The sequence below is a fragment of the Pseudomonas sp. R151218B TE3479 genome (assembly GCF_053629195.1).
The window spans coordinates 5,137,606-5,149,924 of record NZ_JBRJHV010000001.1 but is presented as its reverse complement, the minus strand read 5'-3'; the positions used below and the strand labels follow the sequence as shown (position 1 = coordinate 5,149,924).

Annotated in this window: 17 protein-coding genes; 4 read left to right on the top strand and 13 right to left on the bottom strand. The window is 61.8% G+C overall.

The window, feature by feature from the left end; all coding sequences use genetic code 11:
• Positions 1-117: 117 nt before the first annotated feature.
• On the top strand, positions 118-873 hold the full coding sequence (locus AB7M32_RS22070; RefSeq protein WP_454251358.1) for an OBAP family protein: 756 nt from the start codon (positions 118-120) through the stop codon (positions 871-873).
• Between the two features lie 101 nt (positions 874-974).
• Here AB7M32_RS22070 and AB7M32_RS22065 read toward each other — a convergent pair whose 3' ends face one another.
• From AB7M32_RS22065 to AB7M32_RS22030, 8 genes are all read right to left on the bottom strand, one after another.
• Positions 975-1,202, bottom strand: coding sequence for a hypothetical protein (locus tag AB7M32_RS22065; RefSeq protein ID WP_072406626.1), 228 nt, complete (start codon positions 1,200-1,202; stop codon positions 975-977).
• Positions 1,203-1,264: 62 nt separating this feature from the next.
• Positions 1,265-1,432, bottom strand: a complete 168-nt coding sequence (locus tag AB7M32_RS22060) for a general stress protein (RefSeq protein ID WP_454252186.1) — start codon at positions 1,430-1,432, stop codon at positions 1,265-1,267.
• 224 nt (positions 1,433-1,656) lie between these two features.
• A complete protein-coding gene (locus tag AB7M32_RS22055; RefSeq protein WP_092196664.1) occupies positions 1,657-2,220 on the bottom strand; it encodes an ATP-dependent Clp protease proteolytic subunit in 564 nt (187 codons plus the stop codon).
• A gap of 115 nt (positions 2,221-2,335) precedes the next feature.
• The gene (locus tag AB7M32_RS22050; protein ID WP_454251357.1) at positions 2,336-3,391 is read right to left on the bottom strand and encodes a DNA topoisomerase IB; all 1,056 of its coding nucleotides are present in this window, start codon (positions 3,389-3,391) and stop codon (positions 2,336-2,338) included.
• A gap of 190 nt (positions 3,392-3,581) precedes the next feature.
• Positions 3,582-4,661 carry a molybdenum ABC transporter ATP-binding protein gene (modC, locus tag AB7M32_RS22045; protein WP_454251356.1) on the bottom strand — a complete coding sequence of 360 codons (1,080 nt, stop codon included), beginning with the start codon at positions 4,659-4,661 and terminating at the stop codon, positions 3,582-3,584.
• 3 nt (positions 4,662-4,664) lie between these two features.
• Positions 4,665-5,345, bottom strand: coding sequence for a molybdate ABC transporter permease subunit (modB, locus tag AB7M32_RS22040; protein ID WP_072406617.1), 681 nt, complete (start codon positions 5,343-5,345; stop codon positions 4,665-4,667).
• Positions 5,346-6,098 (bottom strand): molybdate ABC transporter substrate-binding protein, encoded by a 753-nt coding sequence (gene modA / locus AB7M32_RS22035; RefSeq protein ID WP_454251355.1) that lies wholly within the window; start codon positions 6,096-6,098, stop codon positions 5,346-5,348.
• Between the two features lie 302 nt (positions 6,099-6,400).
• Positions 6,401-7,462, bottom strand: coding sequence for an NAD(P)H-dependent flavin oxidoreductase (locus AB7M32_RS22030; protein WP_454251354.1), 1,062 nt, complete (start codon positions 7,460-7,462; stop codon positions 6,401-6,403).
• A 148-nt stretch (positions 7,463-7,610) separates the two neighbouring features.
• On the opposite strand from AB7M32_RS22030, the gene AB7M32_RS22025 reads away from it, so the two are divergent.
• The gene (locus AB7M32_RS22025) at positions 7,611-8,099 is read left to right on the top strand and encodes a GyrI-like domain-containing protein (protein WP_072411510.1); all 489 of its coding nucleotides are present in this window, start codon (positions 7,611-7,613) and stop codon (positions 8,097-8,099) included.
• On the opposite strand, the gene ada is transcribed toward AB7M32_RS22025, so the two are convergent.
• The 5 genes from ada to AB7M32_RS22000 all read right to left on the bottom strand — a co-directional run bounded on the left by ada (position 8,063) and on the right by AB7M32_RS22000 (position 11,421).
• A complete protein-coding gene (gene ada, locus AB7M32_RS22020; protein WP_454251353.1) occupies positions 8,063-9,136 on the bottom strand; it encodes a bifunctional DNA-binding transcriptional regulator/O6-methylguanine-DNA methyltransferase Ada in 1,074 nt (357 codons plus the stop codon). The two genes, AB7M32_RS22025 and ada, sit on opposite strands and share 37 nt — an antisense overlap.
• Positions 9,137-9,223: 87 nt before the next feature.
• Entirely contained in the window at positions 9,224-9,904 is a 681-nt protein-coding gene (gene alkB / locus AB7M32_RS22015) for a DNA oxidative demethylase AlkB (RefSeq protein ID WP_454251352.1), read from the bottom strand.
• The gene (locus tag AB7M32_RS22010; RefSeq protein WP_454251351.1) at positions 9,891-10,619 is read right to left on the bottom strand and encodes a 2OG-Fe(II) oxygenase; all 729 of its coding nucleotides are present in this window, start codon (positions 10,617-10,619) and stop codon (positions 9,891-9,893) included. Before AB7M32_RS22010 ends, alkB begins: the two co-directional genes overlap by 14 nt.
• Positions 10,620-10,919: 300 nt before the next feature.
• Positions 10,920-11,090, bottom strand: a complete 171-nt coding sequence (locus tag AB7M32_RS22005) for a hypothetical protein (protein ID WP_170866872.1) — start codon at positions 11,088-11,090, stop codon at positions 10,920-10,922.
• A gap of 28 nt (positions 11,091-11,118) precedes the next feature.
• Positions 11,119-11,421: a DUF1883 domain-containing protein gene (locus AB7M32_RS22000; RefSeq protein ID WP_003182962.1), complete on the bottom strand. Its 303-nt coding sequence runs from the start codon at positions 11,419-11,421 to the stop codon at positions 11,119-11,121.
• A 203-nt stretch (positions 11,422-11,624) separates the two neighbouring features.
• Here AB7M32_RS22000 and AB7M32_RS21995 point away from each other — a divergent pair, with 203 nt between their 5' ends.
• Positions 11,625-11,975 carry a hypothetical protein gene (locus tag AB7M32_RS21995; protein ID WP_053122953.1) on the top strand — a complete coding sequence of 117 codons (351 nt, stop codon included), beginning with the start codon at positions 11,625-11,627 and terminating at the stop codon, positions 11,973-11,975.
• A gap of 108 nt (positions 11,976-12,083) precedes the next feature.
• Complete coding sequence (locus AB7M32_RS21990; RefSeq protein WP_072411518.1) at positions 12,084-12,314, top strand: hypothetical protein; 231 nt, start codon at positions 12,084-12,086, stop codon at positions 12,312-12,314.
• Positions 12,315-12,319 lie beyond the last annotated feature (5 nt).

The following is a 12,319-nucleotide window of genomic DNA, read 5'->3' as shown; positions in this document are numbered from 1 at the left end:
GAATTCCATATTTTCAGCGTCGAATGGGGGAAGCCGTTCGTCGGTAGGGCGCCAGGAAAATCAAACCCGCCCCAGGCACTGTCTTTCTCATGATCAGTCATGCAAAGGAGAAATGACATGCCAGATCGAAGTGTTTATGGCGGCTGGAAATGGCTATGGGCAGCGGTTTTTGGATTGACCGGCTGCGCGGGCGGCACGAGCGATTCACCCATCGATGTACCAGGCGCTGCGAAGACCCCGACGACCGCGACGCTGGAAACCGGAGCGCGGATCATGCAGGACAAACCGCCATTACGGGCCCTGGACACCTACCTCGATGGCTTTCATTTCTATAACGGGCGGATGTCCGGGCAGATGGAGGCGCATCACTACTGCACGGCGTTGAACGAGGAGGTCTTCCAGTGCGCCATCTTCGATGGCAATACCTCCAGTGCCAAGCTGATGGGCGTCGAATACATCATCAGCCAGCGCTTATTCGAAGGTTTGCCGGCCAGTGAGAAACAGCTGTGGCACAGCCATGTGCACGAAGTGAAATCCGGCCAGTTGATCGCCCCGGGCATCCCGCAAGTGGCGGAAACCCGGTTGATGGAAAACCTGGTGAGCACCTATGGCAAGACCTGGCACACCTGGCACACCGAACAGGGCAACGAGCTACCTTATGGCGTGCCGCAGTTGATGATGGGTTTCACCACAGATGGGCAGATCGACCCGCAGCTGGTGCGCGAGCGCGACCGCCGGATGGACGTGGACAGTGAAGCGAAAAAGCGCGCCCGGGCGGGTATTGATACGCCGCCGATAGACCCCGGCGCGGATGTTTGGCAAAAGGGCCAGGTGTGGCAGATCAAGGATCCCAGCGGCGGACATGCTCATTGAACAGGCGAGGAATAGTGAGGCGAGGATGTAAAAATCCTCGCCGCAAGAATAAATTGGAAGTGGTGCTTAGGAGCGCAGGTAACAATAAATAGAAAAATTGACTAGGGCTGTTTGAAATGTCCTGGAACACCATGTTCTTCTTCATTGGGACGGGTTCTTTTTTGAACTTGTATATCACTCAACTCAACGTCCTTGAGTTCGTCGAAGGTTATCTTCAATAGGGCTTCGGCTTCACGGGCATTGAGTGTCTGCGTATCGGCCTGCAGTACACGATTGTCCGGTTGCCCATTGGCGATGAAACTGACGATGAAGCGATCATGACTGCCCATGCTTGACCTCATTGGATTAAGCGCCAGGGCGCAGCAGGAGTGCGCCCCAACGGTATTGCGGATTACGACTTCCTGCCGCCGCCCTGGCTGCCTTTGCGGCTGGTGTCAGAGCCTTTTTGGCGATCACCGGCGTTGCCGCCCGAAGCCTGCCCGCCTTTTTTGCCGGCCTCCGATGCTTTCTCACGATCGTTGGCGAAGTTGCCTGGGTTTTTGTTTCCGCTATTAGCCATTTCGAGAATCCTCATTGTGGTTAAGCGAGCAACGTGCCTCGCATTAGTTGTGAAAGGGAAGTGGCGAAGGAAGTTTAATAAAAGCGTTTCGCTGGCGACGAATGGTCACCGATTGAGTAAAAACTTATACAGCCGCTTCGCTTGAAGTTGTACAGGTCTGAAGTGTTTATAAACACGAGGCGGGGACCTGTTTGTTTGTGCTTGTTGTCGCGCCAGCACGCAACTCAGTCCTCGCCGCCGCTGACTTTCCAATGCTTGGCATCCGTTGGAAAAACCACCTGCTCGACCCGGTGCGCAATGCCGAAGGCCAGGGAGTTTTCCGCTGGGATCACCCGTTCCTCGGCACACAGGCACTTGAAGATATCCAGTTGGGTGGCGGCGCCGGCGGTTTCCTTGACGTAGATCTCCACATACCGCGCCACATCGTTGTCGAGGCTGGAGAGGTATTCGCGCAAGCGGGAATGGTCCACTGATTTCTGGCCGAAGTACCAGTTCATCGGGTGGATTAGAAAGCGTGAGTGGGGCGTGGTGGTGCGGTCGCTGGCGGCGAGAAACATGACGATGCCCATCGACTCGATGTTGCCGGCGTTTACGGCTCGCACTGGAACGGGAAGGGACTTGATGAAGGTATAGAGCGTAAAACCGAAGTTGGTGCTGCCGCCGACGGTGGAGAGGTTGAGCATCAGCGAGTCGGCGCCTTTTTCAATGGCTTCCAGGCAATTGTCCCGGAAGCGTTCCGTGGTGCCCTGATCGATCTGGCAATGGAAATGGACAATGTGTTCGGACATCTGAAGCTCCTGTCGATTTCACCCTTTTGAAGTCTGCGCGTGGTCGTGCCGTAAAATTGGGAGTCCGGTGGTCTGCCGATGTTCCGCCTTCTTGGCGTGTTACGGGCGAATCGCGTTAAACCGATTGCGCCTGTTCACATGCCTCGGCGGCTTGTGTCATCCGCTGCAAGAATAGCGTCAATCCGGCTTCTTCTTCGCTGAGGCCTTTGCGGGCCCGGGGTTTGGGCAATGCCTTCAGGGCGCCGAGCAGGAAACCTTCCACCACCGCCGGGTGGATGTAGCATTTGCGACAGACGGTCGGTGTGTTGCCCAGTTGTCGGGAGACCTGCTTGACCATCTCGGTGACGTGTCTCTTGGCTTCGGTCTCGGTTTCCCAACGCAGTGCCCGCAGCCCGGCCAGAGCGGCTGCGCTGCCGGCCCAGGTGCGGTAGTCCTTGGCGGTGAAGTCGGCGCCGGTGAGGGTCTTGAGGTAAGCGTTGATGTCCGAAGAACTGATGGAGTGACGCTCCCCGTGTTCGTCCAGGTACTGGAACAGGTTCTGTCCGGGAATTTCCTGGCAGCGCTTGATGACCCGCGCCAGGCGACGGTCCTTCACAGTGATCTGGTGCTCGATGCCGCTTTTGCCACGGAACTGGAAGGCGATGGCGCTGCCGTTGATCTCGACGTGTTTGTTGCGCAGGGTTGTCAGGCCGTAGGAGCGATTGTCGCGGGCGTATTGGGGGTTGCCGACGCGGATCAGGGTCATGTCCAGCAGGGTGATGACCGTGGCCATGACTTTGTCGCGGCTGAAACCGGGCGTGGCGAGGATTTCTTCCAGGCGTTGGCGCAGGCGCGGCAGGGCACGTCCGAATTCCAGCATCCGCGAATACTTGTCTGCATCGCGCACCTCTCGCCAGCGCGCATGGTAGCGGTACTGCTTGCGCCCGCGGGCATCGCGCCCGGTGGCCTGGAGATGACCTCGGGGGTCGGTGCAGATCCAGACGTCGGTATAGGCCGGCGGCACCGCCAGGGCATTGATACGCTGGATCTCGGCCGCGTCGGTGATGCGCTGGCCCTGCGGGTCGAAGTAACAGAACTTGCCACGCAATTTCTTGCGGGTGATGCCGGGGGCAGTGTCGTCGACGTAATGCAGGTCGGCCGGCAGTGCATCCGGCGGCAGGGTGTCGGGCATGAAGAAAGTCCTTGGCAGCGAATCCGGTGGCCTGTGATCGATTGACCGCAGCCCGTTGCGGTCGTGCCAAGATTCTGCGGTTGCCCGCAACCCCTGTGGGAGCGAGCTTGCTCGCGATAGCGGTGAATCAGCTTGCATCAATGTTGGATGTACCGCCGTCATCGCGAGCAAGCTCGCTCCCACAAGGAGACTACGCCAACACTGCCACCGCCTTGATCTGCGCCCACAACACCAGCCCCGGTCGCAGTTTCAACTGGTCTCGGGAATAGCGGGTGATGCGCGCCAGCAGCGGAGTGCCGGCGGCTTCCAGGCGGACCAGCACATGGGCGGCGTTGTCGGCGGCCTGTTCGCTGACCACGGTGACCGGCAGACGGTTGAGGATGCTGGTCTGGGCATCGTTCGCCAGGCTGAGGCTGACGTCCCGGGCCTGGACCTTGAAGCGCAGCGGCTGGCCGAGGGCCAGGGACATGTGGGTCACGCGTACGTTCAGTTGACTGTCGGGCAGGTTCAGGGTCAGCAATTGGTACGCCGGGTCATAGCCGCTGACCTTGCCTTCGATCACCACCCCGGCGTCATCCCCCAGGGCCAATGGCAGGTCGAGCCGGGCCAGGGTTTCGCCGATGGGGCCGCTGGCCTGCGCGCGGCCAGCGTCGAGCAGCACGATGTGATCGGCCAGGCGCGCCACTTCGTCCTGGGAATGGCTGACATACAGCACCGGGATGTCCAGCTCATCGTGGAGTCGTTGCAGATAAGGCAGGATTTCGTTTTTGCGCCGGGTATCGAGGGCCGCCAGCGGCTCATCCATCAGCAGCAGCCGCGGGCTGGTGAGCAAGGCTCGGGCGATGCCCACCCGTTGGCGCTCGCCGCCGGAGAGGTTGTGCGGCTGGCGATCGAGCAAGTGCCCGATACCCAGCAGATCGGTGGCCTGGTCCATGTCCACCCGCCGTTGCGCCAGCGCGATGCGCTTGAGGCCGAACGCCAGGTTGGCCCGTACCGACAGATGGGCGAACAGGCTCGCCTCCTGGAACACATACCCCACTGGCCGCTTGTGGGGCGGCACGAACACGCCGTGCTCGCTGTCCTGCCACACGTGGCCGTTGACCTCGATAAAGCCCCGGGCCGGCCGCTCCAACCCGGCGATGCAGCGCAGGCAAGTGGTCTTGCCGGAGCCGGAAGGCCCATACAGGGCGGTCACGCCACGGCCCGGCAGTTGCACATCCAGGTCCAGCGAGAAGGCGCCGTGGTCGAGTTGCAAGCGCGCGTTGATCATCGATCAGCTCCAACCGGCGCGGGTTCGGCGGCTGGAGTACAGGGCCAGCAGCACCAGGAATGAGAACACCAGCATCGCCGCCGCCAGCCAGTGGGCCTGGGCATATTCCAGGGCTTCGACATGGTCGTAGATCTGTACCGACACCACCCGGGTTTTTTCCGGGATGTTGCCGCCGATCATCAGCACCACGCCGAATTCGCCGACGGTGTGGGCGAAACCCAGAATCGCCGCGGTGATGAAACCAGGACGGGCCAGGGGCAGGATGACGCTGAAAAACGTATCCCAAGGCCCGGCTCGCAGGGTGGCGGCGACTTCCAGGGGGCGACTGCCGATGGCCGCGAAGGCGTTTTGCAACGGCTGCACCACAAACGGCATGGAATAGATCACCGAGCCGATCACCAGCCCGGTAAAGCTGAAGGTGAGGGTGCCCAACCCGAGGGCTTGGGTGAGCTGGCCGATCCAGCCGTTCGGCCCCAATGCCAGCAGCAGGTAAAAGCCAATCACCGTGGGCGGCAGCACCAACGGCAACGCCACTACTGCCCCCACCGGCCCGCGCAACCGGGAGCGGGTGCGTGACAGCCACAACGCGATGGGCGTGCCGATGAGCAGCAGGATCACCGTGGTCAAGGACGCCAGTTTCAGGGTCAGCCAGATGGCGGCGTAGTCGGCGCTGGTCAGTGGCATTTAACGTTGGTAACCGTAGGCTTGGATAATGGCGGCGGCTTTCGGGCCCTTGAGGTAATCCACCAGGGCCACGGCGGCGGGGTTGTCCCGACCCTTGCTGAGGATCACCGCGTCCTGTTTGATCGGGTCATGCAGTTCGGCCGGGACGATCCACGCCGAGCCGCTGGTGACCTTGCCGTCCTTGTAGATTTGCGACAAGGCGACGAAGCCCAGTTCAGCGTTACCGGTGGAGACGAACTGGTAGGCCTGGGTGATGTTCTGGCCTTCGACGAGCTTGCTTTTGACCTGGTCGGTCAAGCTCAGCTTGTCCAGCACCTGGGTCGCGGCCAGGCCGTAGGGCGCGGTTTTCGGGTTGGCGATGGACAGGTGTTGGAAGTCGTTGCGCTTGAGGACCTGGCCCTGGTTGTCGACATGACCGGCCTTGGCCGACCACAGCGCCAGGGTGCCGACAGCGTAGGTGAAGCGCGAGCCCTTGACCGTGTCGCCTTCGCTTTCGAGTCTGGCCGGGGTGGTGTCGTCGGCGGCGAGGAAGACTTCGAACGGCGCGCCATTCTTTATCTGGGTGTAGAACTGCCCGGTGGCGCCGTAGGCCGTCACCAGTTTGTGACCGGTGTCTTTTTCGAAATCGGCGGCAATGGCCTGGATCGGTGCGGTGAAATTGGCGGCGACGGCCACCTGCACCTCGGCAGCCTGGACGGTGCCAACGGTAAAGAGCGTGGTCAGCAACAACGGCGCGAAGCGGGCGGGGCGCATAGGTCAGGTTCCGTAAGGTCAGGTTCGCTATATACCGGAATATATAGCGAATGGCCGGCAAACGGAACGTGGCATTTTGCCTGGGCAGCTAGGGGCGAGGGCTGGCCCCATCGCGAGCAAGCTCGCTCCCACAGGGGGCGGAGGTGATTGCGGGATTTATGTTCACCTCGCAACCCTGTGGAGCGGGCTGGCTCCCACAGGTCCGGCGATGTGTCCAGATTTGCCGGTTGCCCCTATCTCTGTGGGAGCGAGCTTGCTCGCGATGGCGGCCTGACAGGCAATGACGACTGTCAGGACCGCCCCTAATTGTTGAATCGGGCCAACGCTTCTTCAGCCAACCGCCGGGTCAACTCGGCTGTCGACAGCTCGCGCCCCAAGGGAAACGCCTGACCGGCCCAGAGGTTGCTGAAGTCCGCTTCGCCCTTGGCGCGCAATGGCATCAACGCGCCGCCTGCCAAGGGGAATGCCGGCGCGAGCGGGCTCATCGGACCCACTTCGCGCATCACCCGGTTGACGATGCCCCGGGCCGGGCGGCCGGTGAACAGGTTGGTGACGGCGGTCTGGCTTTCCTTGGCCGTGCGCAACGCCCGGTGATGGGACGCGCTGATTTTCGCCTCGGGGGTGAACAGGTAGGCGCTGCCCAGTTGCACCGCCGAGGCGCCCAGGGCGAATGCCGCGACAATTCCGCGCGCATCGCCAATGCCGCCGGTGGCGATCACCGGTACCTTCACCGCATCCACCACCTGCGGCAGCAAGGCAAACAGGCCGACCTGGGTGTTGAGGTCGTCGCTGAGGAACATCCCGCGATGCCCCCCGGCTTCATAGCCCATGGCGATGATCGCGTCGCAACCGTGCTGTTCGAGCCAGATGGCTTCCTCGACGGTGGTGGCCGACGAAAGGATTTTCGCCCCGGTGGCCTTTACCCGGTCCAGCAGAGATTTTTCCGGCAGGCCAAAGTGGAAACTGACCACTTTGGGACGCATCTCCTCCAACACCCGGCAGGCGGCATCATCGAAGGGGGTGCGGTTGGAGACCGGGGTCGGTGCGTCGAAGTCGACGCCCAGTTCCTGATAATACGGCTTGAGCCGCTGCTTCCAGGTCTCGGCCCGTTGTTCGTCGAAGGCCGGCGGCTGGTGACAGAAAAAATTCACATTGAACGGCTTATCGGTCTGTTCGCCGATGGTCGTCAGCGCCTGGCGCAACTGCTCGACATCGAGCATCGCCGCCGGCATCGAACCCAGCCCGCCGGCATTGCAGGTCGCGACCACCATGGCCGGGCCGGTCACCCCGGCCAGTGGCCCCTGGATGATGGGCAGCTCGATACCGAGCAGATCAAGAAGGCGAGTGTCTGGCCACTGGCTCATGTGCGGGTCTCCGACGGCAGAAAGAAACAGCGTTTTTAGCAGGTGTGGGCCGGCGAGGGCCAGTCGAGTTTTTCAATCGCTCGTCGCAACTTGATCCCGCCGATGGGAGGGTTACCATGCGGGCTTCATACATCAAGGAGCCTGACCCATGGACGTGAAACTCAAGACCGTCGAACCCTTCACCGTGGCCGGTTTGCAGGTGCACACTCGCAACGCCGACGAGCAGCAGCCCGACACGGCCAGGATCGGCCCGATGTGGCAGCAGTTCTTCAACGAAGGGTTGTTCGACAGCATCCCGGCCAGGCAGTCGGAGTCGTTCGTCTACGGGGTGTATTCCAACTACGAGTCCGACGCCACTGGCTACTTCGACGTGACGGCCGGCGTACAGGTGGATGCGACGAGCGCCGGTTACCCCGCCGTGGACATCGAGGGCGGGGATTACCTGGTGTTTTCGGCCAAGGGGCCGATGCCCGATTGCGTGATCCAGACCTGGGGCCTGATCTGGGCCTACTTCGCGGATAACCCACAAACACTGCGCCGCTTCACCACCGATTTCGAGGTCTACAGCGGCCCCGACTCGGTGGCGATCTACATCGGCGTTCAGTCCCCGGCCGAGCGCTCCAGCGCCAGCAGCTGACGCTTGCGCTCCACGCCCCAGCGATAGCCCGACAGGTTGCCGTCGCTGCGCACCACTCGGTGGCAAGGGATCGCCACCGCCAGGCTGTTGGCGCCGCAGGCCTGGGCCACGGCGCGCACGGCCTTGGGCATGCCGATGCGCTGGGCGATCTCGGCGTAGCTGGCGGTGCTGCCCGGTGGAATGTCCCGCAACGCTTGCCAGACCCGTTCCTGAAAGGCGGTGCCGCGCAGGTCCAAGGGCAGGTCCAGGCCCAGGGCCGGTGCTTCGATGAAGCCCACCACCTGGGCGATCAACTGCTCGAATTCCCGGTCGGCGCCAATGAGGTTGGCTCGACGGAATTTGTCCTGCAGGTCCCGCACCAGCGCGTCGGGGTCGTCTCCCAGCAGGATCGCGCACACACCACGCTCGCTTTGCGCCACCAGGATCGCCCCGAGGGAGCATTGGCCGACGGCGAAACGGATGTCGGTGTTCTGCCCGGCGGCGCGGTAGTCGGCGGGTTTCATGCCCAACACTTTGTCGGCCGCTTCATAGAAGCGGCTGTTGGAGTTGAAACCGGCGTCGTACAGTGCCTCGGTGATCGTGCCGCCATCGGCCAAACGTTCGCGCACCTTGCGTGAACGATGGGCGGCAGCGTAACCCTTGGGCGTCAGGCCGGTGACTGCCTTGAAGACCCGATGAAAGTGGAAGGGGCTCAAGCCGGCGCTTGCGGCCAGCTCATTCAGGCCTGGCAGTTCCTCGGCCGCCTCGATCTGCCGGCAGGCCGCCGCGACTCGGGCCGCTTGTTGGGCGGCGATCTGGGTCTGGTCCCGGGCCACGCGCTTGCTGGGCCGGTAGCCGGCGGCCTGGGCCTGTTCCGGCGTGTCGAAAAATTCGACGTTGCGCGGGTTGGGCAGGCGCGACAGGCTGCTGGGGTGGCAATAGATGCCGGTGGTTTTCACGCCATAGACGAATTGCCCGTCGGCGCGCGGATCCCGGGCGAGCACGGCGGCCCAGCGAGGATCCAGTTCAGGGGCAAGATTGTTCGAAGTGCTGTTCATGGTCGTTATTCCATTGGCCCGTTTTGCCTACAGTAGCGAGCCAGCCAAGTGACGACACTCCGGGTCTTGCGGTTGAATTCTGCACCTTCATCCGGCGGTGCGAAACGTCAGGTTGATCCGCTGGGTGCCCAGGCGCGGGTGTTGTCCTTCCTTGAGCGGCAGCACACCGTGGTAACGCAACCGGTCCACGCCGCCCCAGACCACGATGTCACCATGGAGCAGCGCGATGCGCAGGCTCTTGTCGCTGCGCTCGAAGCCGCCGAACTGGAACACCGCTGGCAAGCCCAGGGAGATCGAGACGATGGGCGCGGCGAGGGAGCGTTCGTCCTTGTCCTGGTGCAGCGACATCCGCGCGCCGGGCACGTAGCGGTTGATCAGGCAGCTGTCGGGTTCGAAATGCTCGAACTGCGCCTGCCGGGCGGCGGCCTGGGCCAATTCGCGAAACACCGCCGGCATGTCGGGCCAGGGGCGGCCGGTCTGCGGGTCATGGGCGGTGTAGCGATAGCCGCTGCGGTCGGTGGTCCAGCCCAGCGCGCCGCAGCTGCTCAAGGCCACCGACATGGTAAAGCCACCGGGCGTGACCATCTGCCGGAACGGTGCAGCCTGCAGGACGCTTTCCAGCGCCGGCAGCAAACGTTCGAGCCAGGGCAAGGCGAACCCGCGCAGCACGAAGGATTGTTGGCCAATCTGTTCGATCTGGCCGGGTGTGGTGGGCGCCTGGTCGGCGAACAGGTCCAATGTGATCGGTGTGTCGTTACTGCGCATCATGAAAAATGATTCCCAAGGTGTGCCGTCTGCCGCTGTGCACGCGGCTGACGCCATGGCGCATGTTCACCCGATAATAACCGCGAACGCCTTTGACTGGCCGTTGGTGCACGGCAAATACCACGGCGTCGCCCTGTTTCAGATCGATGACCTGGGGCCGCGACTGCATGCGCGGGCGCTGTTCAGTGAGGACAAACTCGCCGCCGGTAAAGTCCTGGCCCGGTTCCGACAACAGGATCGCGACCTGCAAGGGGAACACCTGCTCGCCATACAGATCCTGGTGCAGGCAGTTGTAGTCCTGTGGGCCGTATTGCAGCAACAAGGGCGTCGGACGCGATTGTCCCGCAGCGTGACAGCGTTGGATGAAGTCGGCGTGCTGGTCGGGATATCGCCCTTCAAGACCCATGCATTCATTCCAGCGGTTCGCCAGCGGCACCAGCATTGGGTACAACGCCTGACGCAGCTGTTGGATGAGGTCCGGTAGCGGATAGCGGAAATACTGATACTCGCCGCGCCCGAATCCGTGGCGGGCCATGATCACCCGGGAACGAAAAAGCCCGCTCTCTGCGTATAAACCGCTGAGCATTCGACATTGCGTGGCGGGCAGCAGGTTGCGGATGAGCGCGCTGCCGTCCTGCTCGAGGCTGTGTTCCAGGGCCGCCCCATCCAAGTGATTTATTCGTTGGGTCAGTGAGGGCAGATGCGGGGGAGTGGGCATGATGACAATCCTGGGTGCAAAGGATTGGTCAGTCTGGGGAGTGCTTCGTTGGTCAGCACTCCGGTTCTTGCGATGCATCAATGTCCTGAGTCGCTCCCGTCAGCAGGCACGACAAATCCCTGTGGCGAGGGAGCTTGCTCCCGTTCGACTGCGCAGCAGTCGTAAAACCTGCCAGCGCGGTCTGCCTGCAAGAATGCACCAGACAATTGGGGCGGCTTCGCCGTCCAGCGGGAGCAAGCTCCCTCGCCACAAAAGCATTGTGCCCACCTTGATGCCACAAAAACTTATCAGGGTGAGTCTTCACAGCGCTTTGCTGACGCCGATGTCGCTGATCACATCGTCGGTTTCGCCATGCAGCTTTTGCAACGCGGCCCGGGCTTCTTCCTCGGTGCCGGTTTCCAGCTGCGCGAATTCGAAGCGGCGTTCGCCGTTGAGCTTGTACTTGATGACGTATTTGGTCGTCTGGGCCACGGTTTTGCCTTTCTTGAAAGGGCGATGCTCAGCTCAGTTTCGAGCTGGAACGCCGGATGATTTTGATCTTGTGGGTCAGGGTCGGCTTGCGCGTGACGCTGATTGCACGGCGATTGACGGTGTCGATGGTGATGTTCCAGAAACCGGTGCTCGGCGCCGTGATCCTGGCCGGGAAAGTATCGAACGCGCCACCGTGATAGGTGTGCCGGCCGCCGTTCTTGAAGCTGCGGAAGTTGGCGTCGTTCATCAAACGGATGTTGCACATTTGGGAGCATTCGATGACGACAATGTCGTCTTCGTTCAGGTGCTCGCGCTGGTGAATGAATTTCATGGGCGCCTCCAGAAGGGCTTTTTCTACAAAATCAAAACGATAGCAAGGGGCAATGGGGCGCAGTTTATCAGCCTCGAGTGTTAATATCCGGCCCGCGCTTCAGGCTTTGTTCATTTATCGCAGGTGGCGGGGAAAAAAAAGCGGTGCGGCACCGGAGCAAAACGGCGTCAGCACTGTCGGAGGATCTTTATTGGAGGAAACATATGAAGCGCAGCGTGTGGGTGTTGGCATTGGCCATGAGTGGATGTGCATCGGTATCGGACATCAACCAGACGCCTCCCACCATGAGCGTCATCTCCGGAAAGAAACCACACGAATATGCCAAGTGCGTTGCCGACAAGCTGGCCAGCAGCCGCGGCTCGCTGCAAATGGAGCCGCACAAGAACGGCGTGCGGCTGATCGTCCCGGGCAAATTGTCGACCCTGCCGGCGGCGGTGTTCGACATTGACGAGCGTTCCAGTGGCAGCAGCATCAAGCTGCACGAAAGCATGTCCAACGTGCCGGTGCGTCCGGGCGACGTGCAGGATGCGGCCAACGCCTGTATTTCCGGCTGAACACCGTCAGCGCCTGACGAGCGGGCGGCCATCGGATAGACTGGCGCCCTCGACAAAAAATGCCGCCACGGTCAACGTTGGCGGCATTGTCATTCATGGAGTCAGTCGATGAAACGCGAGCAGGTGCGCGAGCGCCATGCAGAAGGCCTTATTTATGCCACCCACGTGATTCAGAACCCGGCGAACCCGGGCGAATGGGTCGTGTTCTTCAAGAAAAGCGCAGGGCGCAGTTTTTTCCTGGTGGATGAGCAGGACGAAGTCGAGTCCTTCAGCCAACTCGATGACCTGATCGAGACCATACGCGGGCTGGGCATCAAGACCGCCGAGATTCACATCTAGTGTCC